The following is a 26519-nucleotide window of genomic DNA, read 5'->3' on the forward strand; positions in this document are numbered from 1 at the left end:
AAAAAACCCACCGGTTTGTCGGAGGTGGGTACCGCTACACGTAGAGTTTCGAGGCTCCGTGCAGAAAGATTGCTACCGAAAAATTTCTACGTCAAGCATGGATAACGAACGCCGCTGTGAGCTGGAAGACGCATCATTGGCCAGCGACAACGAGGTTTCCCCGTCGGAGCTCAACCGACTCGTTGCCATCAGCCCGTACCCCGCACACTGCAGATTCAATTGAACAAGAAAGCTGCCTGTGACTTCGTCACCGCACTGTTACCCGTCGGGACCAGTCCATTCTCGCGCATCCAACCAAGCCACTTAGCTAAGGTATCCGGTGCGAAGCGCTCCTTCGCCTCATGCCAGTTGCTGCGAAACTCGCTGATCAACCACTCGTCATTGGGATGAAGCCCCCCGGCAAGCGCGTCGTTCCAGACCGCGTACAGCGTTGCGACAGCCTCCAAATCTTCAGTCTTACGCCCCTCAAATAGCGCGATAAGACGATCCAACTCCTTCTGAGCAGAACCGAGTGCGGAAGCCGCTGTTTCGACAGAGCGACTGATGTTCGCCCCGATGTGATAGGAGACCTTTTCCTGCCCCGATTTGAGCACCTCGATCGAGGTCGAATACAGCCCTTCTTGAGCGGCACGCTCCTCCACTCTATAAATCGTCGTATCGAGCGGACCCGCAGCATGGCGACGATATCCATCCATCAAACCCAAGCCCAGATGGGAATCCGCCAAAAACAGCAACTTCATATGCGCAACACGCCCAAAGGTGCGTCGTGACGCGAGCTTTGAAATCAGGTAAGCACTGAAGTCAACAACCTCAGCCCTTGACTCCCTCCCACCATTCAGAGCTTGGCCAATCAACGCATTAGCCAAATTCCCATGCACTTGGCGGGCCTCGCCGAGGCGGGTTTTGAGTTGGTCGCAGAGCGCCATCAGTTGATCGACCTTGGCAACGATGCGGTGTTGTTCGGCAATTGGCGGAACCGCAATTGGCATTTTCAGAAGAATGCCGTGATTTAGATTCACCATGGTAGTACCCACGGCTGCGCCGGCCAGATAAGTGCGAACCGAATGGCACCGTAACAGAATCCAGACATAGGCCCTTGAAATTTCCGACGTAAATCGGAGAACGAAGCTTCCGGTTCCACAGAGCCAACCCTCCTCCGTTTCGGTGACCAGTGCCGCGCGCCCAACTTCACCACGTCGAGCCATAACAATGTCACCAGCCGATAGTCGGTATGAATCAAGGCTTTTAGCCATTTCGAGTGAAAGAGACACAGAACTATCAGCAACTATGCGCCCATCGATCATGTGAGATGGGTTCACCAAGGGAACCCCCCCATCTACATAGTCTGATTGATGTATCAACGATCCAAATGGACCAGTAGAAACATCCAATGCAAGTTCGACAAAGCGTTTCCACCTCCAGCCCAAAGGAAGCTCAAATGACATTTCGGACTCATCAATCTCAGCGAGCGGCTTCTGCTTCTTGAGCTTACCATCAGCCACCAAACTGGTCTTTTCCTCAGCAATACGCTTGAGCAACTCGCTCGCCAGCTCATCGCCAGGATCTTGCGGCACCAATTTCCCCATAACGGCCAGTTGCAGCAGGGTTTGCTTGAGGGCGTCGATGCTAGATTCAGTGGTGAAAAGGGTGTGGAAGTGCTCGGCCAGGCGCTGCCAGTTCTGCGCGAAGTCTTCGGCATCGCGGGCCTGTGTCAGGCTACCCAGCAGCGCCTGCACCAGTTGGGCGTGGGCGCTATCGGCATCGGCCTGCCGGGCTTCCAGACGGTCGCACAGGGCCATCAGCTCATCGACTTTGGCGACGATGCGGCGTTGTTCGGCGAGTGGCGGCAGTGGGCAGAGTGTTTCATTTGCTCTGGCTATAGTGAGCGTGTGTACTGTCGTACCCATGCTCTCAGCGTGAATTTTCTCTATCCATAGCGGAGAAACGAAGTACTTAATAAGATAGCCTGAATTATCCGCTATATGATTTTTGAAAATCAGGACGCTGGCATCCTTAAAGTAAAAACGATCTGTTTTCTGTACGCGGTATGGGACACCAATTGTCCCTACACCTGTCAGCATTATGTCTCCTACTTTCGGCGCTGACTCTCCTGTGGAAAGCTCTTGATATAGAGCCTCCGAAATAAATAATTCGTTTTCGACAAAACCATCTTTGGATAGCCGAACTATTTCCCGGGCACGGTAGAAAGGAATACCGCTAGTTTGCCAGTCTTTCTGGTGTACACGCGAACTAGACCCGACTAAACCCAACTCTCCAAGACGCGTCCACGCCCAGTTGGTAGGCACTTCAAACGGTGTCTCTTCTTCGCCAATCTCGGCAAGTGGCTTCTGCTTCTTGATCTTCCCCTCAGCCACCAACCGCGCTTTTTCCTCCGCAATCCGCTTCAGCAGCTCACTCGCCGGCTCATCATTCGGATCTTGCGGCACCAGCTTGCCACGCACCGCCAGCTCCAGAATCAGCTCGCGCAGCTTCTTGATACCATTGGGCGCGCCTGCCAGCAGCGGCAGATTGCGGGTAAGCAGCGTCGTCATACCCGGCGCTCCAGCGCTTCGGCCAGCACAGCCTTGAGCTGGTCACGCAACCCGTCAATCGCGCCTTGCAGGGCGGCATAGCCGCGCAGCAGCTCGTCCGGGTCGTGGCTGATCTGCTCGCCCACATGCGGGTTCTTGCTGTCGAGGTTCCAGTTGCGGCTTTGTAGCTCTTCGAAGCTGACCTTCCAGGCGAATTCATTTTCCTGGCGAGCAGCAAAGCCATCGGCCTCGCTGCCCCACCAGGCTTCCTCAACGGCGAACTCCTCGACGCGCATGGGCTTGGTCTTGGAGTAACTCTTGTACCCGGCCGGGTACTGGTGCTCGTAGAACCACACGTTCTTGGTGGGCGTGCCCTTGGTGAAGAACAGCAGGTTGGTCTTGATGCCGGTGTAGGGGTTGAACACGCCGTTGGGCAGGCGAACGATGGTGTGCAGGTTGCACTCGGTGAGCAGCTTTTCCTTGATACGGCTCTTGATGCCCTCACCGAAGAGAAAGCCATCGGGTAGCACCACGGCGGCGCGGCCACCGTCCTTGAGCAGGTGCATGATCAGCACCAGGAACAGGTCCGCGGTTTCACGGGTGCGGAAGGCGGCGGGGAAGTTGCTTTCGATGCCGTCTTCTTCCATGCCGCCAAACGGTGGATTGGCGACGATGCAGTCGACCCGCTCGCCCGGCCCCCAACTGATCAGCGGGCGCGCCAGGGTGTTGTCGTGCTTGATCTGGCTGGGCACCTCGATGCCGTGCAGCACCATGTTGGTGGTGGCCAGAAGGTGCGGCAGCGGCTTCTTCTCCACGCCGAAGATGCTGGCCTGCAGGATGGCCTCGTCCTCGGCGGTGCGCACATAGCGTTGGCGCTTGTGCTCGATGGCGCAGGTGAGGAAGCCGCCGGTGCCACAGGCAGGGTCCATCACCTTTTCATGCAGCTTGGGGTCGACCATGCGCACCATGAATTCGGTCACCGGGCGCGGCGTGTAGAACTCGCCTGCGTTGCCGGCGCTCTGCAGGTCGCGCAACAGCTGCTCGTACATGTCGCCGAACGCATGGCGCTCCTGCGCCTTGTTGAAGTCCACACCACTCTGGATCTTGTTGAGCACCTGGCGGATCAGCTGCCCGGACTTCATGTAGTTGTAGGCGTCCTGGAACACATCGCGCACGACAAAGCCCAGCGGCTTGCTGTGGCGCGGTGTCAGATCGCGCAGATCGGGAAACAGGTCAACATCGATGAAGCTTTTCAGCTCATCACCGGTGATCCCTTCCGGATCGGCCGCCCAGTTGCGCCAACGCAGCCGCTGCGGCAACGGCGAACGGTAGTCCTCGTGGATAAGCTCCCATTCCTGCTCACGGTCATCGAGGATTTTGAGGAACAACATCCACACCAGCTGGCCGATGCGCTGGGCGTCTCCGTCGACGCCGGAGTCCTTGCGCATGATGTCCTGGATGGATTTGATGGCACCGCTGATCGACATCGTGTTACCTGTTGAAGGATGCAAGTGCGTCCAGCCGCGTGAAGATCAACTCCTCGCGCTGGCGGTTGTTGTTGGAAGTAGCCTGAACGGCATAGTTGAAGTCGCGGTGGCGCAGGAGTTCGGCGATCCCCTGTGCGATATCCAACTGCAATGTCGTTGACGCCTGCGCGACCTCATCGCACAGGCTGGCGCGGCCATCCACGACATTGAGGATGTCCTCGACATCCCGGCTGGCCAATGGATCACGGTTGCCGCGCCCCCGGTAGGCCTCCAGCTTGGTGCCCAGAAAGTAGGCTGGAGCGACCACGCGGATCTTCACACCGGTCGGCAGTGCGTGATCGTACGCCTCACGCAGCGCATCGGCATACCAGCGATTGCTGAATCCGAGGACGGCAGCGTCATCAGGCATGAAATCGACGATCAGCTCGCTGGCATGTTGATCGCGCAAGCGGGTGCGGCAGACGACGTCGTCATTGGGCGAGGTGCGAAAGCCCTTACCGGCCAGTAACTGCTGCAGGCGGTACCAACTGCCCAAGCCCATGACGTGCACGATCAAGTCGACGTCTTCGGTAAAGCGAACAGCTTCCCGGCTTACCGAGTCTGTCATCAGCAGACCGGTGGTGCAGCCGCCAACGAAGGCGACTTCCGGCAGCAGATCCGGCCCAAGCGCTTCGGCCACGCGTGCCAGCATGTGCTGCTGGATATCCCAGTTTCCAGGCGTGCCCATTACGGCACCTCCCGCAGGTATTGGGTCAGCACACTGCCGGCAAGCGCCGACTCACGCTCACGCCCCAGCCGGATCGCGTCCACCAGCGCCAGCATGGCGTACAGCTTCGCATCGCGACGTACGGCACGCGGCACGCTCTTGTAGAGCGGCTCCACGCGCTGGCCCTGCTCGCTGCCGTAGCCGTCCTCCCAGACGTAGATGTGTTCGCCTGCGGACAACAGGCGATCGACCAGCACCGGCGCGGCGTGTGCCGTGGGAATGCCGCGGACGATCGGGCCCGGGCGCGCCGGGAACACATACTTCAGCCCATTCATCACAAAGCCCAGCAGGGCGCGCGTGTTGGCGCGCGGGATGCCGCTGCCGCGCTCGGCCACGACCAGCCCCACGTCGGCGCAACGCCGGAGCGCCTGACTGACTTCCGATTTGCTGATGCCGGTGGACTCCTCAAGGCCGCGCACGGAGAACGCGTCTTCGGCCAAGCCGCTCGCCCCCCCATCCTCCTGAGCCGCCGACATGGCCCAGCCGCGCCAGTCATCGGGAATGCCGAGCGCTGCTTTCTCGCCGCCTACAGGGACCGATTGCTGGCGCTCAAGGCTGACCAGCTTCAGCAAGAGCAGGATGTCTTGACTTTTCATGAGTAACGGAAAGGGCCCGTCCCATGTCCTGAAACAGAGGACAAGAATACTATGGAACGCAGGTCAGGCAACGTCCGCACTACTGTATAGCTGGCTTTCCAGGTCCAGGATGGCCCGCTGGTAATTCGTCTTGCCGCCAAAGGCCGCCACAAGTTCGACCGGTGCTCCAAGGGTACGAAACGGGTCAAGCTGCAGGATCCTGATGTCCTCGATGTGCTCCACCCCGGTGTCGGCGTACTTGTCCAACAAGCCTTCGAGTACCTGCCGCGCCTTGCCCTGATACCTGGCGAAGTAATTGCGCTTGCGCACACCCTCCGCCCGCTCCCTGCGCGACAGCGGCGGTTGATCAAAGGCCACGTGACAGATCAGATCGAACGGATCGAGCGACTGGCCGAGTTTCTTCTCGACCTCGCCGGCCAGCTCTTCCCATAACACGCCCTGTGTGGCCAGCTCATCGATGATGGCCTTCTTCTGCTGCGCATCGCTCCAGCGCCGCAAGAAGTCATCAAGCGATGCGAACTGGCGCAGGACGCGCTCACGGGTGTAATCGCGCAGCGACTCGGTGATGAGCTTGCCATCGGATCCGTAATACAGGACGCGCTCGGCCACGACCGATACCGGCAATTTGTCGATGACGTATTTGATGCGCTTCGGCCCACCTTCACCTCCGGTGGTGACGTCATCACCGCCATCTGGAGGATCGCCGACCACACCGCCGTCGCCACCCTCGCCGCCCCCGATCTCAGGCGGTACCGGACTGTCATTGGGCGAGGGGTTGTAGATCACCTCCGGGTCTCCGTCGAATGATGGATCAGCGAACAGTTCGGTTGCCTTCTTGAAATCCATGATGGTGAACCAGTACTTGCCGTAGTCCTCATTGATGCGCGTCCCGCGACCGATGATCTGCTTGAACTCGGTCATCGACCTGATGTGCTGGTCCAGCACGATGAGCTTGCAGGTTTGCGCGTCAACGCCGGTCGTCATCAGCTTGCTGGTGGTGGCGATGACGGGGTAGCGCATTTCCGGATTGATGAAATTGTCGAGCTCGGCCTTTCCCTCGTTGTCATCGCCGGTGATGCGCATGACGTACTTGCGATTTTCCGCAACACGCTGCTGATTGAGATTCACCAAGGCCTGGCGCATACGCTCGGCATGATCGATGTCGTCACAGAAAACAATGGTCTTCTGGAATGGACCGGTGGCAGTGAGGAATTCGGTGACTTTCTGCGCGACCAGATACGTCCGCGCTTCGACCACAAGCTGGCGATCCATATCCCGCAGGTTGTAGATACGATCTTCGATCAACTCGCCGTTCTTGTCGCGCATCCCTTTAGGTGGCCGCCAGCCCTGCAGATCGACATCGAAGTCGATGCGCACCACTTTGTACGGTGCCAGGAAGCCGTCATCAATGCCCTGCTTCAGCGTGTAGCTGTAGACGGGCTCTCCAAAGTAAGTACTGCTGGAGACTTCCTTGGTCTCCTTTGGCGTCGCGGTCAGGCCGATATGCGTGGCACCAGAGAAATACTCCAGGATCTCCCGCCACGCAGAATCCTCAGCCGCGCTGCCACGATGGCATTCATCGATGACGACAAGGTCAAAGAATTCCCGAGAGAACTGCTTGTAGATGTTCTTGACGTCCTCTACGCCGGTGACCGCCTGGTACAGGGACAAGTAGATTTCGTAAGACGTATCGATCTGGCGCTTGGTGATCTTGGTCATCGCCGTGCCGAACGGCTTGAAATCGTTGTTTTTTGTCTGATCGACCAAGATGTTGCGATCAGCCAGGAACAGGATGCGCTTCTTCTGGCGCGACTTCCAAAGCCGCCAGATGATCTGGAAAGCGGTATAGGTTTTGCCGGTTCCGGTGGCCATCACCAGCAGGATGCGGTTTTGACCATTGGCCACAGCTTCGATCGTTCGATTGATCGCATTGATCTGGTAGTAGCGCGGCGAGCGACTGCTGCCATCATCGTAGTACGGGGACTCGACCATCTGTCGCGCGTCCTCACCAAGCCCCTTCCAGAGGCAATAGCGACGCCACAGTTCCTCTGGCGAGGGAAACTGATCCAACGTCAGTTCGGATTCGACCTTGTCGCCGGTTGCGGTTCTATCGTGGAAAAGAAATCCGTCGCCATTGCTTGAGAACACAAACGGAACATCCAGCGCATCTGCATATCCCAGCGCCTGTTGCATGCCGGAACCAACGGTATGCTTGTTGTCCTTTGCCTCGATCACGGCCAAAGGAAGATTGGCGCGGTGGTACAGCACGAAGTCGGCACGACGCGCCAACCCTCGGCTGTGCAGCTTGCCGCGAACGACAACACGCCCCTTGGTAAAAGCGACCTCTTCGCGCACCTGGAGATCCAGATCCCAGCCCGCAGCGACGATCGACGGAATGATGAATTTCGTGCAGATATCGCGCTCGGTTAACGACGACTTGTCCATTCAATCCCCTGTGTCTCCACCTTCCCGTCATTGGCGATGCGCCCCGGGCACAGACGCCACTTATCGATTGACTCGCCGCCTAATGATAGTCGTCTTCACGCTGATGCCTGATTGCTAAAACGGTGACGACCTGATCGCTTTCCACCTCAAACAGCAGTACATAACCGCTGGCACCGAAGCCGATCACCAGCTCCCGCAAGAACGGATCTGCCACCCCTGCCTTGCGGCAACTCAACGGGGCCAGTTCAAGCACGGTGACGCCATCGCGGACGGCCTGCAGCGCGCGCTCGGCCATGATGAAGTCGCCTTCGGCACGCTGTAGCAGCCAGTCGTAAAGACGCGCGAGATCGTCGCGCGCTTGCTGAGTGAAGCGGACAGAAAATCCCACCTTGGCTTAGCCCTTGCGCCCCTTGTCCAGCTGGGACTGCAGCCCGGTCAGCACACCCTTCGCGTCGATGTACCGGCCGGATGCCTTGGCGCTGTCACGCGAGGCCAGCCCACGTGCAATGAAGGCTTCCTGTTGCTGGCGCTGCTGCACCTGGGCGCGCACGGAGTACTCGACGAAGCTGGACAGCGTCTCACCCTCCTGCAACACGGCTTCGGCCGCTTCGCGCAGCGCCGGGTCTACCCGGAGCGATGGAAGAGATGCGGATTTCATGGCAGACCCAGTGCGTTGCAATTGCGATGCATCATCGCAAGCGGGCGCCGGTGCTTCAAGGTTTTGTTTGCAAACCTAAGCCGACGATGTCGCATACACAGCACTTCTCCAAGGGATGCATAGGTCGAGGCCCGCCTGGGCAACCCTGCTCGTGTGGCACCACGAGATCCTTGGGCTTCAATGCCACAGCCGAGTCTGCCGCGTTCCATATTCCGGAATATGGAATGCGGCGAACAACGTGTTTGTGCAGGCAGTCTCAGCTACACGCTGCCTGGAGCGGTGGTCTACAGGTCAAAAGCAAAAGCCAAAAGCTCTCACCCAATGCTTCGTGGCTTGACAGCCTCTTCCTGCGCCACAAATCTTTCCTGCGCCTGACTCTGCGCTTGCGCCAAGGTACGCGCATCTAGCTCTTGCAGCTTTGCCAGCGATTGCTCCACCGGCGTACTGACGGCCACGTCAGTGGGCATGCTGGCGCGCAGATGGGCCGGGTTGCTGGGTTCGCCCTGTACCACGAACACGGTGGCACCAGCCGCTGCACGCGGAGCCTGGTTGCTCAGCATTACGTGGTCGATGCGTTCGAGCCCGTGCTCTTTTGCCAGGTGGGCCAGGCTGGCGCTCATCCGCTCGCTGTGCGCATCGCTGGCGCGGCCCATGCTGGCGTCCAACCGGCCAACCAAGGTGCTGGCCTGTGCATGCAACGGATGAGGCGCGGGGTGGGCGTCTTCCGCGTCTGCGTGTCGCGGCCTCCCAGGCGCAGGCGCTGCAGGCCCGCCGTTCTGCCGCTGCGGCTGGGCCGGCGGATGCCCCCGCTCCTCCTGCCCTGGCTGTACCCCTTCACGCCCTCGCCCTTGGTCCTGATGCTGCTCCCGCACCGGCCCGGGCGTGGTGCTGGTCAGCACGTATTGCCAGCGCGTCTGCGCGGGGTTGCCTTGAACCGCCGCGATGAACCCATCGTACTCGGCTGGATGAATTGTCTGGCAGCCAGCCGAATCGGTACTGCCGCTGGAACCGCGATGAATCTTGAAGGTGTCGTTGAGATTTTGCACACCGTTGACATCGGCTTGATCAAACCAGCCGTCCGCATTGCTATCCCGCTGTACGCCGCCCCTCCCTGCATCGACTGCCGCCTGACTTGGGCGTAATGCGTTGTCTTGGGTGCCTGGCCGGCTGGGATTTGGGTGCTGCCCCATCCGCATCTCGATGGTGCCTTCGCTCAGGCGACCGAGATCCCTGATGCCATCGGCATTGACATCCTCGCCTTCGATCTTCCTGGGCCTGGTGATGCTTTCAAAGCCTGGCGACGGTGCAAATGTCCTGTTCTCCATGCCGCCTTCCGCACGCGGGCGCCGCCCCGTGTTGCCTGCATGATGATCGTACTGCGCAGTCGGCTCGGTGTTTGCTTGTTGGGCGACCTGCGTATGACGCGTGCCATCGGCATCCTTCCACAGTACGACCAGGCGGTCGTTGTAGACGCCCGTGCCGCCCTGAGCTTCGTTGATGGCAGGGGTTGCCGGATCGTCGCTCCGCAAGCTTCCGGCATGCGCGCGATCCTGCATGGCCGCAAGCGTTGAGTTTTCCTGGCGAAGGCCTAATACCACGCGCTCGTTGGGTCGCGAGAGTGCCTCGTGCGCGGCTTCGTTACCTCTCACCTGTACGATGCTGGCGTAGACGTCATAGCGCTGTGCGTCGCTCAAGGCAGCCATTTGCGCTTGCGGCGGAATTGCTGGCTGATTCGACGCGGCTAGTTGCAAGCGTTGCAGCACACTGGCATCCGCGGCGGCGACCGGCCCTTGTTGTTGATTGGCGATTGCACCGGCGGACGCTGCGCCGATATAGCGATCCAGTGCGTCACACACGACCTCTGCCTGGCCTAGTCTGCGCTCATCAAGCATGCGCAGCGCCTCGGCCTGTCGATTGGCGTTGAACAACGCAGAAATCTGGTCGGCAGTCGCGCGGATGTCTAAATCGTTGGATCTCGCCATTTCGATGCTCCTTGCAGAAGTGGTCACTCGCTGATGAAACGGTCCTCACCATCTGGATAATCCGCACATGCCGGTTCGCCTGTGCGCTGCTGGCGACACGGCCACTGCGCTCTAGCGACTCGTTCTACCAGCTCGAAGCGTTCGCCTGTCCACCGGAGAAAACCAAAATGGGCGTAAGACCCGACGCGCTTTGGGTCATCGGTGGCCAGCGGCTGGTCAGGATCGAATTCCATCAACCATCGCATTGTCGGCGCCAAGGGCAGCTTGTCATCGAACAGAAAAAGCTCCGAGCCGCCGTGATCGTTTTGCCGGGCGACATCTTCTGCAGTCAGGCTAGGCGCTGGTGGAAACACCGCTGCGCTGACATCGCGTGCGGTGCCGTCCTTGGTGACGCGATACGCCTTTCGCCCCTTGCCTGACTGGCACGCAAGGCCTGCCTCGCCCGCGCCACATTTCACCGGCCAGACCAAGTACACCATTTTGTCGGGATCAGCACTTTCAAACGAACGGATCGTCAGATCACCCGCCACCACGGTGAAGTCCGCGCGCCGTCCCAGGCCGGGTGCGGCCACGTAGACGGCATCGCGCAGGCCCGCTTCGCGCGCTTGCGGCGAGGCATCGACCGCATCTGCAGGCAGAGCAAGCAATGCAGCCGCCATATGCGCAGGTGCCGGGCCTTTGCAAAACCCGTCCCTTAGCAAAGGCGCAGGTGAGGAGCCCTGTGATTGCGTACGGTCCACACAGACGGCGCCCATCTGCCGTTCCAGTTTGAAGGACACCCAAAGTGAAGGCGTGGCAGCAGGCGCCTGAGGAAAAGACGATGCTTTTTGTGCACCACTTGGGGGTTTTGCGGCAGCCTGTTCCATCGAAAGCCGTGCACACCCAAGCGTCATGATGGGCGCCAGCGCGGTCGCCACGATGCAATGCGTCAGCTTCTTCACGGGCATCCTTGAACGGAGAGGACGAACGCCACGGACTGTGGCCGTATGAGCAGGCTCGGTCAAGTGATTGATCGCTGACGAAAACGGTTCAGCGACACTCTCATTTCGGGACCGAAATAGACGCTGCATCCCGCAACGACGCCATCTGGTATGGACTCAGCGCGACTGTCCGGGGTGAGCAGCAATTCGGATAGTTTGAAACGTTTAACCAACACGCTGCGCGCGGCTCCATGTGCTCACCAGCATTGCACAAGGAGGTTGAAGTGGCCTGTGTTAAAGCCAGCCTAGAACATGGATGTCCCACAGGCGCTGCCCCGTCCCTTCCTGATTTACCGCACCAATCATCCGTCAACGACTTCGCCTGAGCGACGGCCGATCACGATCGTCTCGTACCACCTGCCCATTGACCGTACTGGGTAGGGGCAAGCGCACCTCGATTAGCGAGCAGGTGCGCGCACGCCATCGAAAGCCCTCTGCCCGCTCGCACCTTGCCTACCCGCGCCCTGCCTAGCCGCGCAGCGCCACCCGAAGCGCCTCCCCCGCCAAGCGCGCACTCGCCAACAGACGCTCCAGGCTCTGCCCATGCCGGGCGCTGGCCGACAGCCCGGCCATGGTGGTGCTGACGAAATCCGCCAGCCGGTCGGCGTCGTGCGGGCGCTGCTTGGCGATGTGGGAGCGGATCAACTCCTGGGCGGCGACATGAAAACCACAGGCCGCCTCGCGCGCCTGCGCGTCGTTGCTGCGCGTGCCTTCCAGCACCAGGCAGCCGGTGGCAGCGGGGTCTGCGGCGTAGCAGCGCGCGGCCTGCTCCAGCACGTCGGCCAGGGCGTCGGCCAGCGGGCGGGCGGTGTCCAGGATCTGGGGCAACGGGATGGCCCCGGTCTGCGCGTAGCGGTCGAGGATGCGCGCATACAGGCCGGCCTTGCTGCCGAAGGCGGCGTAGAAACTGGGCGGGTTGATGCCCAGTGCCTGGGTGAGGTCGGCCACGCTCAGTGCGTCGTAGCCGCGCGCATGGAACAGCTGCTGCGCGGTGGCGACCGCTTGATCCGGGTCGAATGCGCGCGGCCGGCCGCGCGCCCGGGAGGTTTCTGTAGTCATTGTTACAAAATCCTTGACGGCAGGCGAAATCTATTATGTATTACTCGCTACATTAATTGCGAGGTGATGCATGTCAGCGTTCAAAGACAAGTCGGTGTTGGTGCTCGGTGGCAGCCGGGGGATTGGGGCCGCCATCGTGCGGCGCTTCGTGGCCGAGGGCGCGCGGGTGACGTTTACCTATGCCGGCTCTGCCGAGGCGGCGCAGCGCCTGGCCGGTGACACCGGCAGCACCGCGGTGCTGGCCGACAGTGCCGACCGCGATGCGGTCATCGACACGGTGCGCCGCAGCGGGCCGCTGGATGTGCTGGTGGTCAACTCCGGCATCGCCTTGTTCGGCGATGCCCTGGACCAGGATCCAGACGCGGTGGACCGGCTGTTCCGCATCAACGTGCACGCGCCCTACCACGCCGCCGTGGAGGCAGCGCGGCAGATGCCACCCGGCGGGCGGATCATCGTGATTGGCTCGGTCAACGGCGACCGCATGCCGCTGCCCGGCATGGCGTCCTACGCGCTGAGCAAATCCGCACTGCAAGGGCTGGCGCGCGGGCTGGCCCGCGACTTCGGGCCGCGTGGCATCACCATCAACGTGGTGCAACCGGGCCCGATCGATACCGATGCCAACCCGGAAAACGGGCCGATGAAAGACCTGATGCACAGCTTCATGGCGATCAAACGCCATGGCCGCGCCGACGAAGTGGCCGGCATGGTGGCCTGGCTGGCAGGCCCGGAAGCGAGCTTTGTCACCGGGGCGATGCATACGATCGATGGTGCGTTTGGGGCATGACGCGGCGACGTCTGCATTGACCACGCTGCAGCTCGACACTTAGTGCGATCAAGGGCAGCAAACGCCCTTCTTCAGCACACGTGGCGAGCTGCCGTTGCACCGCCCGCGTTTTGATCCACGCGCCTTTCCTTCCGGCAGAGCGTGATCGCATTCCCATGTCGTGCGGCGCATGGCACGGACAATCGCAGGCTTGGCCCTTGCTGTCGCGCTGATCCCAAGTTGCCTATAGTTGCGGCGAACCCTGCAATGGATTGACCAATGCACATGACGTCATCCGGCCGGTGCCTGGCCCTTGCACTCGCCGTCGCTGTCACCGGCAGTGCATGTGCACGGACGCCATCACCCGAACAAAAAAGGACTTCCCCCATGTCAGGCACCGTCACCACAGGCCGCACCATCAACGGGCACACCTATTCGGACGCGCCGGTTGACGTAAAGCTGGGGCCGAACACCTTCCGCATCCCCGCCAACTATCTGGACAGCCAGATCGCACCATGGCCGGGCGAAGGCGTGACGCTGGTTATCGAATGGCCGGACATGACCCCGACCCCGCCCGGTGCGCGGGCCAATCCGCGTACGAATGATTTCCGAAAGGAGATACACGCATCGATTGACTACGTTGACCGGGTCCCTATTGAGGCATTGCTGGCACGTTATTCATCCAACGAAGCGCTTACCAAGGCTGATTGGGTCGAAAGAGGTAATCCTGTGGAGAGACTCGATCTCCGGATTGCACAGCCTGAAACACTGGGACTGATTCCCTATGCCATCGATGAGGAGAAGATGGATGAGTATGTGGAAGCGTACAAAGCCCACTACGGCAAGCCTCCAGCGCGCAACCCTGCGCTTGAGTATGACTGGTATGTGGCACGAGACGACGGCGGTAACTTGACGACGTTTATCAAATGCGACAGCGCCAAATTTCGCAAGAACGGCATACGGATTGAGGGCAATCAGGTTATTGACGAGGAAGGCTCGGTTGTCGCCGATTGCACTCACTACTTTGTCGATGTAGAGAACAAGCTGTCCATTACGCTTCACTACTACCGGGCATTTCTGAAGGACTGGGAGCGCATGGAACACGCGGTGAAGGACGTACTGGCACGAACCAAGGTCAGATGACCGGCCCATTGACAAGGAGTGAAATATGAGTGGGATGACCGAGGACGATCTCAGAATCCTTTCCAACTATGCAGATAGAGGCAACCGCGAGCTGTATTGGAACTATCTTTCGCAGCTAGATGGTGCAGACGGCTACGGCACGCTGGCGCTGGGCGTAGTGAGAAACGACAGTTTGCCCGGCCAGGTGGCCAACAGTTACGCGCAAGACTACGCCAGGTCCCAACACGATAATGGCTCACGATTTGCCAATGCTCACCTGACCGAGCGGCAATGGGAAGAGTTCGGACAGACGCTACTCACAAAGGACCTGGAACTTAGGCAAACATGGCTCCGTCGAGATCGCCCAGATCTGGCACTGAACCTACCAGGCGCCTCCGTCATGCTCGCGCACGACCGCGCATTTGAGCAGCATCGTCTCGACCCCAACTGCTGGACCCCACGCGTCCTCCTGCAAGCGGCCCTGGAAAAAAGCGGCCCCCAGAAGCTGGAACAGATCTGGACCAACATGCTCGACAACGAATACGCCGGCGTCAGCCGCGTCAGCAATACGGGCTACGAGACCTTTGCGCAGATGGGCATGGCGGCCGGCAGCCAGTATCTGGCCAAGCTCGGCACCACCGAGGCGATCCAGATGCTGGAGGGCCGCTCAGCCGTCGACCCCAACGTCATCGGCAGCAACAGCTTCTACGCGATGTACTTCGAAAAAGAGCAGAAATGGGTAAACGTCAGCGCAGGCGGCGGGCATCTTTCCATGCGCGAGGAAACAAATCCCGGCCGTATCGCCGAACTCGACGATGCCCGCGCCGTGCGTCTGGAACGGCAGCAGAAAGCCACGCAGTTCCATGAGGACGATCCGCACCGCTCGATCACCCGCAGCCCGCTCACGGCATCGGTCGACGGGCTGCCCGATCGGATGCAGCCGCCCAGCAAACTCGCCGATATCGGCCCTGAGCACCGGGACTACGCATTGCTGCAGCAGGTGCGCGCAGGCGTGAACGCGATCGATGCGCACGCCGGGCGTACGCCGGACGAGAACAGCGAACGCCTCATCGCCAGCGTGATGACCCTCGCCCGCCAGAACAACCTGGACCGGGCCGACCATGTGGTGCTGAGCCAACAGACTGCAGACAGCCCCGCCGGCCGCCACGTGTTTGTGGTGCAGGGCGAGTTGAACGACCCGGCGCACCTGCGCGCCCACATGCCGACCGATGTGGCCGTGCAGACGCCGGTGGAAAAATCGCTGCAACAACTGGAAGTCGCCACTACCGATCGCCAGCAGGCGTTGGCGCAGAGCCAACAGCAGGAGGTGGATACCCGGCAGCGTGAGAGTGCGTCGATGCGCATGGGATAACGGCAGCGCTGGGCCGACAGCAAGGCGTTGCGGCGTTTTTTGTCCATGATGTACAGGCAGCCGCGGTTGGTAGCGCCGGCGCGACGCGCGGCGATCCCCGGTAACGTCTTGCGCGGGTCGGGTGGCAATGCATCGAATAACAGGGGCGCCGGGCTACAGCGATCAGAGAACTGCGGACGTCACGGCCCCGCAAAGCCCGCCTCGCGTTGCGAGCGAACGGCCAGCACAAACACCGTGTCGAACTGCGCGACATGGCAGTACAGCGCCAAATAGCCGTGCGCACCGCGACCGATCACCAGTTCGCGCGTGTCGCCGCCAGCCGGCCGGCCGATCAGCGGATTGGTTTCCAGCACATCGATTGCCGCAATGATCTCGCGCAGGCGTGCTGCGACATGCGCCGCCTCGTGGCGCTGAAGGTGGTCGAAGATCCGCTCAAGATCCTGTGCAACCTCCGGTGCCAGCTCGATACGCGCCATGCTACCGGGCTAGTTTGCGGGCCGTGGGACGCTTTGCCGGCTCGCCGGCCATGCGCTTTTCCAGATAGCCACGCATGTCGTCCCAGGCGATGGTCTTTCCGGACGCGACAATGCCGGCATACCGCTGCTCGGCAACCGCATCGAAATCGGCACGACGCTCGACCGATTCCGCCTTTTCGGCGATCGCTTCCAGGATGAAATTATGTGCCGTCGTGCCGCCCCGCTTCGCCGCTGCAGCAACGCGCATCTTGAGTTCGTCTGGAAGACGGATGGTTGTAGTGCTCATGAAATCCTCGAGCTTATGGGTTGCGCACGCGCAAATGTAGCACAGCTGTGTCACAGCACCTTGCATCTACACCGCATGCCGGTTGCCTGCCTGCTCGAAAGCGACCGCGTCCGGGCGGGCGCCTACGCGCCTCTCCCACGGCGGACCAGGGCACCCCACTGACAGCGTGAGGCACCTAAAGCACCGCAACCATGCGTGCGAGTCAGGGTCCCCGCACCCCTTCTGCTTTTGCAAGCACGCCTCGCTCCCCACCTCCAGGTGACTGCCGGCGCGGCAAAGTGAGTCAATGGCGTGGTGGCTGGGCTTGGCGATGCGCGGCACCTGGGTGGTGATGGCCGATGTGGCGGTAACCGGTGCGGATTCGGCGGCGTGGGCGGTGCCGGTCAGGGCGATGACGATCGCCAGGGGAAGACGCATGCGAGTTCCCGTGGACGGGGCAAAGGCGCAGGCTTTGCAGTGCCGGCGATGACCCTCGCTCGCGCATCGCCAAAGGTCTTGCCACTGCTCAGCGATCCTCAAATGCCAACGGCCCGGGCAAGCCGGGCCGTTGGACGATGCCGCGTCTGGGGTCAGCCGATCAGGCGAACGGATCCTGCAGCACCATCGTGTAGTCACGATCCGGGCCGGTGGAGACGATCGAGATCGGGCAGCCGGCCAGTTCTTCCAGCGCGCGCAGGTAGGCACGCGCGGCCACCGGCAGCTTGTCCCACTCGGTGATGCCGTGGGTGTTTTCGGTCCAGCCCGGGAACTCCAGGTACACCGGGGTGCACTCTTCCCAGCCCTGCGCGTCCAGCGGGGCATACTCGGTACGCTTGCCGCGGTATTCGTAGGCGATGCAGACCTTGAGCTTTTCCATGCCGTCGAGCACGTCGAGCTTGGTGATGCACAGGCCGGAGATGCCGTTGATGGCCACCGCACGCTTGAGCGCGACGATGTCCATCCAGCCGCAACGACGCGGCCGGCCGGTGGAGGCGCCGTACTCGGCACCGCGGTCGCGGATGCCCTGGCCCACTTCGTCGTCCAGTTCGGTCGGGAATGGGCCACCGCCCACGCGGGTGGCGTAGGCCTTGGCGATGCCCAGCACGTAGTCGATCGCATCGGCGCCTACGCCGGTCCCGGCCAGTGCGCCGCCCACGGTGGTGTTGGAGCTGGTGACGTACGGATAGGTGCCGTGGTCGATGTCCAGCAGCGCGCCCTGCGCGCCTTCGAACAGCACGCGCTTACCCTGCTTGCGCAGGTCGTGGAGGATGCCGGCCACGTCCGACTTCATCGGCTGCACGTACTCGCCGAAGGCCAGCGCTTCGTCAAAGGTCTTCTGGAAGTCCACCGCTTCCACGCCCAGGTACTTGGTCAGCACGAAGTTGTGGTAGTCCAGCGCGGTACGCAGCAGCTCTTCCAGCTGCGGCGGGTAATGCAGGTCGGCGATGCGGATACCGCGGCGGGCAACCTTGTCTTCATATGCCGGGCCGATACCGCGGCCGGTGGTACCGATGGCCTTGCCGCCGGCCGCCTTCTCGCGCGCCTGATCCAGGGCGATGTGGTACGGCATGATCAACGGCGCGGCCGGGGAGATCTTCAGGCGCGAGCGCACTTCCACGCCGGCACCTTCCAGCTCGCTGATTTCCTTGATCAACGCGGCCGGGGAGATCACCACGCCATTGCCGATCAGGCACAGCGCGTCGTCGCGCAGGATGCCGGACGGAATCAGGTGCAAGACGGTCTTCTTGCCGTTGATGACGAGCGTGTGGCCGGCATTGTGACCACCCTGGAAGCGGACCACCGCACCGATCTCTTCGGTAAGCAGATCGACGATCTTGCCCTTGCCTTCATCGCCCCACTGGGCACCGAGCACGACAACTGACTGACCCATGACGGGTGAACTCCTGAGTTTTGCTGCGGCCATCGGGGCCGCGGGATGGGACCGGTTCACGACTGGCGGCGCCACCTTGCGCGCGGCTCCATCGGGGAGCGTTGCAGCGGCGCGTGAAGCCCTGACACGGAAAAAGCCGAACGAGGTGCCCTATATGAGCGTGCCCGGCCGGCTTTTGTGCATTATCCGGGTTTCCGGTGGCATGCACTACCCCTGGCGGACGGCGGATCGGAGGCTGGTCAGATTGCGGCTGGCCGTCGGTTGCGCGGTGCTCCGAGCGCTGCCGGCCCCTAGCTGGGAGTATCACCGTAGCGACAATCCCAATGGCTCGTAGGAGCGCACCAGGGCGCGACAGGCATTACCGGTAAAGCCGTCGCGCCCGGGTGCGCTCCTACGCTGCCCGTTGCGGTCGGGATGGACCACCACCTCAGTGGCGCACCACCCACAGCGCGATCGCGCCCAGCACCAGCGTCACACCGCCAATCGCACGCAGCTGCGCAGTGGGCAGACTGAACAGTTGCTCGGCCATGCGCTTCCAGGCGGTGGGCGCGGCAAACAGCAGCAGGCCTTCGATGAGGGCAACCAGACAGAGAGCGGTGAGGAAATCGTGCATGGGCTGTACCGCGACATCGTGGGAATGGGAGTGTGCACGGTTGGGAGATGCAGATGCGTCGGCGCCGCGATGACCACTTTTTAGCGGTTGTGGCACGTGCCATTTGAGCTGATGCGCAGTAGCGTCTATGGTTGCCCCCTTTTCTGCATGAGCAAGGACGCATGATCAAGAACGACAGATTGGTTTTTCTTGATGCACTACGCGGCCTGGCGGCCCTGTACGTGGTGTTGTTCCATGTCATGGCAATGCCGGCACCGGCTATTTCTCCGGGCCCATTACTGACGCCGGTGCTGTCGGCTGGCGGCGGCGGGGTTGCGCTGTTCTTCGTCATCAGCGCATTTTCGCTGTGTTACACGATGCCCCGCCACGTGGCCACCGGCAGACCGCTGCTCAGCTTCTATTTGCACCGATTCTTCCGGATCGCCCCACTGTTTTATTGCTGGCTGGCTTTCTCGCTCTATCGGGATGGCCGCGGTGCACATGCCGGCCATCACTGGACGGAAATCGCAGCGAACCTGTCGTTCACCTTCAATCTGGTGCGTGGATGGGAAGCCGGCATCGTCTGGGCCAGCTGGGCCATCGGCGTGGAAATGCTCTTTTACGCGGTGTTTCCATTGCTTTTTGCAGTCGTCCGAAGCCTGACCACTGCGGTGGCACTGGCGGTGTGCACGCTGGTTGCTGCAGGTCTGGCCGCCTCGGGAATGATGGGCGAGCTCGGCACCGCGCTAATTGACGACTACGGCTTGTTACGCCATCTGCCGGTCTTCGCAATCGGCCTGTGCACCTTCTTTGCCTACGAAAAATTCAGCGCGACACAGCCTGAAAAAGCGCGGCGATGGGGAACGTTATTGATTGCAGCCGGACTGCTGGGCCTGGCAGGGGCCATTGCACTGCAGACACTGGGATTGATCAAGCCCGCAGCGTGCTGGATCGTCAGCGGACTGATGTATGCGCTATTGCTGGTCGGCATGTCGCAGTCGCCGCTGCGCTTGATAGTCAATGCAGTGACTGGCTTCCTTGGCAATATCAGTTATTCGATCTACTTGGGCCACCCGGTGGTGATCGCAGTCCTTGTGCCGTTGTTCCGGCGCATTCAAGAAACGATGCCGAATCCAGCACTCTCATATGCAGCGTGTGCAGCAGCGACGCTATTGGTCACGTTGCCGATGGCGTGGCTGACGCACAGATTCATTGAGGCGCCGGCCATTGCCATGGGCAAGCGGCTGGGGCCAAAGATCGACCGTACCGCACTAGCAAATGCAATTGCCAAACGTTGACCAGACTCAACCCTGAGCGGATGTCGTGCTCGATGTTAATTCGTTGTTGATGGGCGACTTGCTTAGTTACAGCAATCGCCAGAGACGACAACGCCCGCATCACGCGGGCGTTGTCGATTCAAAGCAGAGCGATCAACGATCGCTCTTGAGGTACTGCAGGAACGGATCGTTCTTATCCAGCACCACCACGCCGTTGCCATCGGTCATGGAACTGCGATATGCCTCCAGGCTGCGATAGAACGCGTAGAACGACGGATCCTTGGATCCGGCCTGGCCGTAGATGCGGGCTGCGTCGGCATCGCCTTCGCCGCGCAACTTCTGCGCATCGCGCTCAGCGTCGGCCACGATCACGGTGGACTCGCGGTCGGCCTGGGCGCGGATGGTCAGGGCCTGCTCCTCGCCTTCGGCGCGCAGCTTGCTGGCTTCCTGCTTGCGCTGGGCGCGCATGCGCTCGTAGACGTCGGTAATCACCTGGCTGTCGGTCGGCAGATCGATCTGCTTGATGCGCAGGTCGGTGATCTGCATGCCCAGGCCCTTGATCGCGCCGTTGATGCCCTTGAGCTGGTTGGCGATCAACTCGCTGCGATCACCGGAGACCAGCTGCTGCAACGTGCGCGAGTTGATCTGGTTACGCAGCGAGTCGGTGATGATCGGGGCCAGGCGCGAATTGGCCACCGACTCCTCGCCACCGGTGGCGCGATAGAACGCCCGCACATCGGAGATGTAGCCGATGGCGAAGAAGTCCACGCTGACGTCTTTCTGCTCGGCAGTGAAGTAGCGCGCCGGGGCGGTGTCCAGCACCTGGAAGCGGCGATCGAACACGCGCACCGATTCCACCACCGGGATCTTGAAGTGCAGGCCGGGCTTGAGGTCGGCACGCACCACGCGGCCCAGGTTGAGCACCATGGCGGTCTGGTCCTCGCGCACCACGAACACCGAGCCCATCAGGGTCAGCAACACGGCGACGATCAGGCCGATGACTAGCGAATTCTTCATTGTTCGGTTCCTTCACGGCCGGTCGGGCGCGGGCCGCGCTCCGGATTGCGGATGCCCTCGCTGCCGCCCGTGGCTTGCGGCGGATTCAACAGCACATCCTGCGGCACCATCGACGGCATGCCGCTGTTGCCCGCAGCACCGCTGGTGCTGGCGGACTTGCTGGCGTCGGCCGGCAGCGGCACGTAGATGACCTGGCGGCCATCGCTGCCGATCACCTTGCGGTTCTCCGACAGCACCTTCTGTACGGTTTCCAGCCACAGGCGCTTGCGCGTGACCTCCGGGGCGTTGGCATACTGCTCCTGCAACAGCGTGAAGCGATCGGCGTCGCCCTCGGCCTTGGAGATCACCGCCTGCTTGTAGCCTTCGGCGCCGGTGCGGGTGCGCGCACCTTGGCCGCGTGCCTCGGGCACCACCTTGGCGGCGTAAGCCTGGGCTTCGTTGATCAGGCGCTCACGCACCTGCTGAGCGCCGTTGACCTCGTCGAAGGCCGGCTTCACTTCTTCGGGCGGACGCGCGTCCGGCAGGGTCACACCGGTGACGGCCAGACCGGTGTTGTAGGCATCCAATGCCGCCTGCAGGCGGTCCTTGGAGGCAATGGCCAGCGGGCCGCGATTGTTGAGCACGGTATTGAGGTCGGAACGACCGACCTGCTCACGTACCGCACTCTGCGCGGCCTGCTCCAACACCAGATCGGCATTGCGCGAACCGAACAGATACTTGCGCGGGTCGCTGATCTGGTACTGCACGTTGAGCGAGACGTTGACGATGTTCTCGTCGCGGGTCAGCACCGGCACCTGGTTGCTGAAGGTCTTGATCTCGGTGGCGTTGACCTTGCGCACCGACTCGACCGGCCAGGGCAGCTTGAAATTCGGGCCGGGCTGCAGGATGCGCGAGAACTGGCCGAAGCGCAGCACCACGCCACGCTGCTGCTCGCCGATGAGCTGGAAGCTGGAGAACAGCACCATCAGCACCACCGCAACCAGAATCCAGCGCCCCACGCCGCCATCGAACAGCTCTTTCAACGGGGCGGGCAGATTGCCCCAGCCACCACCGTTGCCACCACCGCGCGGGTCCCAGGACCTGCGACGGTTGGGGTCCGGGCCGTCTCCGCCCTTGTTGCCGGGTGTGTTCCAGGCCATGCACGCTCCGTGATCGAGGGGCTGTGCGGGCCAGTCCCGCAGTGCCGCCGTGTTGTGTGATTCGATGATTCTACTAGATGGGGCAGACCGACCGTTTTGAAAGGCCTCAACCGGCGCATGCCGATTTAGCCGCCGGGGTGCATCGAGCGGAGGGAGGGGAATCGGGCGATGGCAGGGCGCGCACCGCCGATGCGCTCTTGCGGGCCGGAAAGGGGCCGACGTTCCGGCCTTGGCTGTCGGAGCAGCCAGACGATGCAACCGGGCCTGTGGGCAATCAACCTGCCGCCTGCGGGCGATCGCCCAGCATGCCGCCGATGGCCTGCGAACACTGATGGGCAGATGGCGGGGAACGCGTCGTTGGTTATGGCATCAGCATCGGGGGGCGCGAGTCGCCGGCACTGGCCCACGCGGCCGGACGCGGTCGGACGCGGTCGGTTAAGCATGCCTTCGTCGATCGCGCCGGCCGCCATCGCGCGCCGCTTCATCACACTGCCAGGCCACACCGCGCCCAAGTATTTATACGGTCGGCGGTTCGTCTCTCTGGTTGAACACGCGCTCCATCACTTCCAGCAACTCGTCTGCGGAGAACGGCTTGGTGATGTAGGCGCGCGCGCCCTGGCGCATGCCCCACATGCGATCGGTGTCCTGGTCCTTGGTGGTCACCAGGATCACCGGGATGTGCTGGGTGGCCGGCTCGCGCTTGAGCGTACGCGTGGCCTGGAAGCCATTGAGGTTGGGCATCACCACATCCATCAGCACCAGATCCGGCAACGAGGACTTGGCCGCTTCCACGCCGGCAGCACCATCGGTTGCGGTGATCGTTTCGTGCCCCAGCTTCTCGACGATGCGCTGAATCCCCAGCAGCTGCGACGGCGAGTCGTCGACGATCAGAATGCGTGCCATGCGTTTCCCCTAGTGTGCGCGGCGAGTGTAGTGCGCCGGCCGCGCTTTCGGTAGCTGGGCCAGGCGGTGCGCCAGGCGATGCGGTTGCGATGTGTGATCCGGTGGCGCGTTGCTGGTGTGCTGTCCAACGCGTACTACGTTGGACAGGGCGCAGCTGGATTCAGCAACATCGCAGAAGGTCGTTGGTCCATGCATCGCATGCATGCTGGCCCCTCAATCCCTCACCCACAGCAGAGGCGATCGGTCCCTTCTCGCATCGGGTGAAGGTAGCGCGCAGCGCCGGATGCGGGTACGGCGGCGTTTTGCCGCCGCAGATCGGCGTTCGCTGGCGCGCCACCTGCCCAAAACCGAACCCTCACCCCTTCCCCGCGGCGGCCCACGCGGCCTATACCGATTCGCCGAACGCCTTGGCCAGGTTGCGGTAGGCTTTTTTCTGCGCATCGTCTGTGGGAGCCGGGGCCAGGATTTCCAGCTCCACGATCTGGTCGCCCGGCGCGGTACCCGGCAGGCCGCGGCCGCGCAGGCGCAGCTTGCGCCCGGCGTCCGAGTCGGCCGGCACCTTCAACTCCACCGACCCGCCCAGGGTCGGCACGTTGATGGTGGTGCCCAGTGCCGCCTGCCAGGGCATGACCTGCAGGGTGTACAGGATGTTGCGCCCGTCCACCTCGAACTGCGGGTGCGCGGCGTATTCGATCTCCAGCAGCAGGTTGCCGCCGCCATTGCCCTGCCCGCTCAGGCGGATCACCTGGCCAGGCTGCACGCCCTTGGGCACGCGCACATCCAGCTGCTTGCCGTTGATGGTGATGCGCACGCTGTCGCCCGCATGTACCGCTTCCAACGGCACCGCCAGCTTGGCGCGGGTGTCGCCGCGCGCCTGCGGCCCCGCGCCGGCACCGGTCCCCTGGCCACGCGGACGGCCGCCGCGCTGGCCGGCAAACAGGCTTTCGAAGAAATCGCTGAAGCCTCCACCGGCGCCGCCGTTGCCGAACACTTCCTCGTAGTCGTAGCCCTGCCCGCCGCCGTAGCTGGGCGGGGCCTGGAACTCGTCGCCCGGGCGGAAGCCCTGCGCCTTGAGCTGGTCGTAGGCCTTGCGCTTGGCCGGGTCGCGCAGCGCCTCGTAGGCTTCGTTGATCGCCTTGAACTTGTCTTCGGCGCCAGCCTCCTTGCTGACGTCGGGGTGGTACTTGCGCGCCAGCCGGCGGTAGGCGGTCTTGATCTCCGCATCGCCTGCGCTGGGCTCCACGCCCAGCGTTGCGTAGTAATCCTTGAATTCCATCTAATCACCTCTGAAAAAAACGGCCCGCAGCCGAGGCCACGAGCCAGTCATATCGCAGCCGGGCGGGCAACCGCACCTATTCTACGGTGCAGTTGCCGCCGGGGAGCGAAGCACGCCGCTTCGCTCCAGGGTTTGCTGCCTTACTGTACGGTGCTGCCGCCGGTGTCCTGGCCATTGCCGACCTGGATGCGGCGCGGGGTGGCCGCCGGGCGCTTGGGGATGCGGATTTCCAGCACGCCGTTGTGCCCGGTTGCGGTGATGCCGTCGGCATCGGCACTGTCGGGCAGCGCGAAGCGACGATGGAAGCTGCCGTAGCGGCGCTCGATGCGCGAGAAGCGCTCGGTTTCGGTGCTGGATTCGCCCTTGCGCTCGCCCTTGATCGACAGGATGCCCTTGTCCATCTGCACCTCGATCTGGCCAGGATCGATGCCCGGCAGGTCGGCATACAGCACGAAGTGGTTGGCCTCTTCCTTGATGTCCACGCGTGGCACCCACTGCGCGGTCACCACCGCCGATTCGTCGGTGTCGCCGTTCTGCTCGAAGAAACGGTCGAATACGTGCTTGATCTCGTTTTGCAGCGCATGGGTGGGCCACTGGGGATAACGAACGATGTTCATTGCAAGCCTCCAAAAGGTTGGGTGAGGGGCCGGCTGCCGCGGCGCACGCCGCCGCGCCGGCCATGTGCGTCAGATAGGCGTGCCGCCGTGGATTTCAAGCGCGTTGACGCGCTTTTCCCCCGCCCCTTCCTAGACTTCGTTCAGCCGCAGGAGCCCCCCCATGACCATCCACGTTGGTGACCGCATTCCCGAAGTCGTGCTCAAGCGCCTGCGCGAGGGCATCGAGGCGGTGGATACCCACAGCCTGTTCGCCGGCCGCAAGGTGCTGCTGTTCGCGGTGCCGGGTGCCTTCACCCCGACCTGCTCGGCCAAGCACCTGCCGGGCTATGTGGAGCACTTCGACGCATTCCGCAAACGCGGCATCGAGGTGCTGTGCACCGCGGTCAACGACCCGTTCGTGATGCAGGCCTGGGGCCGCAGCCAGCTGATCCCCGATGGCCTGCACCTGCTGCCCGACGGCAATGCGGAACTGGCCCGCGCGCTGGGCCTGGAGATCGACGCCAGCGGCTCGGGCATGGGGCTGCGCTCGCGCCGCTACGCGCTGTATGCCGACGACGCCGTGGTCAAGGCCCTATTCGTCGAAGAACCCGGCGAATTCAAGGTCTCTGCCGCCGATTACGTGCTGCAGCACCTGCCAGATTGATGCATTGATTCCCCCCAACCACTCAGAAGGAACACGGCCAGCCATGTCCAACCAGCCAGCCAAGCAACTCCCCGACGGCATCACCGATACCGCCACCTTGCGCAGCCGCGCACGCCAGAGCATCGAAGACGGTGCCATCACCGAGAGCTACCACGCCGACCGCGAGGCGGTGATCGACCTGCTCAACACCGCACTGGCCACCGAATACGTGTGCACCTTGCGGTATTACCGCCACTATTTCATGGCCAAGGGCATGCTTGCCGACGCGGTCAAGGGCGAGTTCCTGGAACATGCGCAGCAGGAACAGGCGCACGCGCACAAGCTCGCCGAGCGCATCGTGCAACTGGGCGGCGAACCGGACCTCAACCCGGACACCCTGACCAAGCGCTCGCATGCCGAATACAAGGAAGGCACCGACCTGCGCGACATGGTCAAGGAGAACCTGATCGCCGAGCGCATCGCCATCGACAGCTACCGCGAGATGATAGATTTCATCGGCGACAAGGACACCACCACCAAGCGCATCCTGGAAAGCATCCTGGCCCAGGAAGAAGAGCATGCCGATGAGTTCGCCGACATGCTGGAAGGCTGGATCGGCGAGTGAGCCGAGCGATTGCAATGCAGTGATGCGTTGCGAGCGATGATCGGTATCGACATCCACA

25 protein-coding genes are annotated in these 26519 nt (G+C 62.2%); 6 read left to right on the forward strand and 19 right to left on the reverse strand.

The genetic code is table 11. The features are described 5' to 3' along the window. Positions 1 to 215 precede the first annotated feature (215 nt). The 10 genes from FHT09_RS07810 to FHT09_RS07860 form a co-directional block, all read right to left on the reverse strand. On the reverse strand, positions 216 to 2552 hold the full coding sequence (locus tag FHT09_RS07810; RefSeq protein ID WP_104604511.1) for a restriction endonuclease subunit S: 2337 nt from the start codon (positions 2550 to 2552) through the stop codon (positions 216 to 218). Then, complete coding sequence (locus tag FHT09_RS07815) at positions 2549 to 4018, reverse strand: class I SAM-dependent DNA methyltransferase (protein WP_104604509.1); 1470 nt, start codon at positions 4016 to 4018, stop codon at positions 2549 to 2551. Before FHT09_RS07815 ends, FHT09_RS07810 begins: the two co-directional genes overlap by 4 nt. A 4-nt stretch (positions 4019 to 4022) precedes the next feature. Then, the gene (locus FHT09_RS07820) at positions 4023 to 4745 is read right to left on the reverse strand and encodes a hypothetical protein (protein WP_104604507.1); all 723 of its coding nucleotides are present in this window, start codon (positions 4743 to 4745) and stop codon (positions 4023 to 4025) included. Next, entirely contained in the window at positions 4745 to 5356 is a 612-nt protein-coding gene (locus FHT09_RS07825) for a helix-turn-helix domain-containing protein (protein ID WP_258077157.1), read from the reverse strand. The genes FHT09_RS07820 and FHT09_RS07825 overlap by 1 nt, the downstream gene beginning before the upstream one ends. An 87-nt stretch (positions 5357 to 5443) precedes the next feature. Continuing rightward, a complete protein-coding gene (locus FHT09_RS07830; RefSeq protein ID WP_104604503.1) occupies positions 5444 to 7825 on the reverse strand; it encodes a DEAD/DEAH box helicase family protein in 2382 nt (793 codons plus the stop codon). Between the two features lie 79 nt (positions 7826 to 7904). Then, a complete protein-coding gene (locus FHT09_RS07835) occupies positions 7905 to 8213 on the reverse strand; it encodes a type II toxin-antitoxin system RelE/ParE family toxin (protein ID WP_104604501.1) in 309 nt (102 codons plus the stop codon). Between the two features lie 6 nt (positions 8214 to 8219). Next, positions 8220 to 8483: a YlcI/YnfO family protein gene (locus FHT09_RS07840; protein WP_104604499.1), complete on the reverse strand. Its 264-nt coding sequence runs from the start codon at positions 8481 to 8483 to the stop codon at positions 8220 to 8222. 314 nt (positions 8484 to 8797) lie between these two features. Beyond that, a complete protein-coding gene (locus tag FHT09_RS07845) occupies positions 8798 to 10465 on the reverse strand; it encodes an XVIPCD domain-containing protein (RefSeq protein WP_343125510.1) in 1668 nt (555 codons plus the stop codon). A 23-nt stretch (positions 10466 to 10488) separates the two neighbouring features. Beyond that, the gene (locus FHT09_RS07855; RefSeq protein WP_181141206.1) at positions 10489 to 11124 is read right to left on the reverse strand and encodes a hypothetical protein; all 636 of its coding nucleotides are present in this window, start codon (positions 11122 to 11124) and stop codon (positions 10489 to 10491) included. Between the two features lie 789 nt (positions 11125 to 11913). Beyond that, positions 11914 to 12504 (reverse strand): TetR/AcrR family transcriptional regulator, encoded by a 591-nt coding sequence (locus tag FHT09_RS07860; protein ID WP_104604495.1) that lies wholly within the window; start codon positions 12502 to 12504, stop codon positions 11914 to 11916. A 70-nt stretch (positions 12505 to 12574) separates the two neighbouring features. Between FHT09_RS07860 and bdcA the strand changes: the two genes are divergently transcribed. From bdcA to FHT09_RS07875, 3 genes are all read left to right on the forward strand, one after another. Further along, positions 12575 to 13288 (forward strand): SDR family oxidoreductase, encoded by a 714-nt coding sequence (gene bdcA, locus FHT09_RS07865; RefSeq protein WP_014506929.1) that lies wholly within the window; start codon positions 12575 to 12577, stop codon positions 13286 to 13288. A gap of 258 nt (positions 13289 to 13546) precedes the next feature. Then, positions 13547 to 14410, forward strand: a complete 864-nt coding sequence (locus FHT09_RS07870) for a hypothetical protein (protein WP_104604493.1) — start codon at positions 13547 to 13549, stop codon at positions 14408 to 14410. Between the two features lie 25 nt (positions 14411 to 14435). Next, on the forward strand, positions 14436 to 15761 hold the full coding sequence (locus FHT09_RS07875; protein ID WP_181141199.1) for an XVIPCD domain-containing protein: 1326 nt from the start codon (positions 14436 to 14438) through the stop codon (positions 15759 to 15761). Between the two features lie 179 nt (positions 15762 to 15940). On the opposite strand, the gene FHT09_RS07880 is transcribed toward FHT09_RS07875, so the two are convergent. The 4 genes from FHT09_RS07880 to FHT09_RS07895 all read right to left on the reverse strand — a co-directional run bounded on the left by FHT09_RS07880 (position 15941) and on the right by FHT09_RS07895 (position 19006). Continuing rightward, the gene (locus FHT09_RS07880; protein WP_104604491.1) at positions 15941 to 16237 is read right to left on the reverse strand and encodes a type II toxin-antitoxin system RelE/ParE family toxin; all 297 of its coding nucleotides are present in this window, start codon (positions 16235 to 16237) and stop codon (positions 15941 to 15943) included. 1 nt (position 16238) lies between these two features. Continuing rightward, a complete protein-coding gene (locus FHT09_RS07885) occupies positions 16239 to 16523 on the reverse strand; it encodes a ribbon-helix-helix protein, CopG family (RefSeq protein WP_104604596.1) in 285 nt (94 codons plus the stop codon). Between the two features lie 577 nt (positions 16524 to 17100). After that, on the reverse strand, positions 17101 to 18393 hold the full coding sequence (locus tag FHT09_RS07890; protein WP_104604487.1) for an adenylosuccinate synthase: 1293 nt from the start codon (positions 18391 to 18393) through the stop codon (positions 17101 to 17103). A 427-nt stretch (positions 18394 to 18820) separates the two neighbouring features. After that, positions 18821 to 19006: a DUF2065 family protein gene (locus FHT09_RS07895; RefSeq protein WP_104604485.1), complete on the reverse strand. Its 186-nt coding sequence runs from the start codon at positions 19004 to 19006 to the stop codon at positions 18821 to 18823. Between the two features lie 161 nt (positions 19007 to 19167). On the opposite strand from FHT09_RS07895, the gene FHT09_RS07900 reads away from it, so the two are divergent. Continuing rightward, the gene (locus FHT09_RS07900) at positions 19168 to 20283 is read left to right on the forward strand and encodes an acyltransferase (protein WP_104604483.1); all 1116 of its coding nucleotides are present in this window, start codon (positions 19168 to 19170) and stop codon (positions 20281 to 20283) included. A 132-nt stretch (positions 20284 to 20415) separates the two neighbouring features. On the opposite strand, the gene FHT09_RS07905 is transcribed toward FHT09_RS07900, so the two are convergent. From FHT09_RS07905 to FHT09_RS07925, 5 genes are all read right to left on the reverse strand, one after another. Continuing rightward, on the reverse strand, positions 20416 to 21279 hold the full coding sequence (locus FHT09_RS07905; RefSeq protein ID WP_104538330.1) for a protease modulator HflC: 864 nt from the start codon (positions 21277 to 21279) through the stop codon (positions 20416 to 20418). Further along, positions 21276 to 22418: an FtsH protease activity modulator HflK gene (hflK, locus tag FHT09_RS07910; protein WP_104538331.1), complete on the reverse strand. Its 1143-nt coding sequence runs from the start codon at positions 22416 to 22418 to the stop codon at positions 21276 to 21278. The genes FHT09_RS07905 and hflK overlap by 4 nt, the downstream gene beginning before the upstream one ends. Before the next feature lie 516 nt (positions 22419 to 22934). Beyond that, positions 22935 to 23321 (reverse strand): twitching motility response regulator PilH, encoded by a 387-nt coding sequence (gene pilH / locus FHT09_RS07915; RefSeq protein ID WP_104604481.1) that lies wholly within the window; start codon positions 23319 to 23321, stop codon positions 22935 to 22937. Positions 23322 to 23706: 385 nt separating this feature from the next. Beyond that, on the reverse strand, positions 23707 to 24597 hold the full coding sequence (locus FHT09_RS07920) for a DnaJ C-terminal domain-containing protein (RefSeq protein ID WP_104604479.1): 891 nt from the start codon (positions 24595 to 24597) through the stop codon (positions 23707 to 23709). Positions 24598 to 24737: 140 nt separating this feature from the next. After that, the gene (locus tag FHT09_RS07925) at positions 24738 to 25214 is read right to left on the reverse strand and encodes an Hsp20/alpha crystallin family protein (protein ID WP_104604477.1); all 477 of its coding nucleotides are present in this window, start codon (positions 25212 to 25214) and stop codon (positions 24738 to 24740) included. 160 nt (positions 25215 to 25374) lie between these two features. On the opposite strand from FHT09_RS07925, the gene FHT09_RS07930 reads away from it, so the two are divergent. Then, positions 25375 to 25857, forward strand: coding sequence for a peroxiredoxin (locus FHT09_RS07930; protein ID WP_016903926.1), 483 nt, complete (start codon positions 25375 to 25377; stop codon positions 25855 to 25857). A gap of 43 nt (positions 25858 to 25900) precedes the next feature. Continuing rightward, positions 25901 to 26461, forward strand: coding sequence for a ferritin-like domain-containing protein (locus FHT09_RS07935; protein WP_104604475.1), 561 nt, complete (start codon positions 25901 to 25903; stop codon positions 26459 to 26461). Positions 26462 to 26519 lie beyond the last annotated feature (58 nt).

The organism is Xanthomonas sp. CFBP 8152 (assembly GCF_014199025.1).
Classification (GTDB): Bacteria; Pseudomonadota; Gammaproteobacteria; order Xanthomonadales; family Xanthomonadaceae; genus Xanthomonas; species Xanthomonas arboricola_B.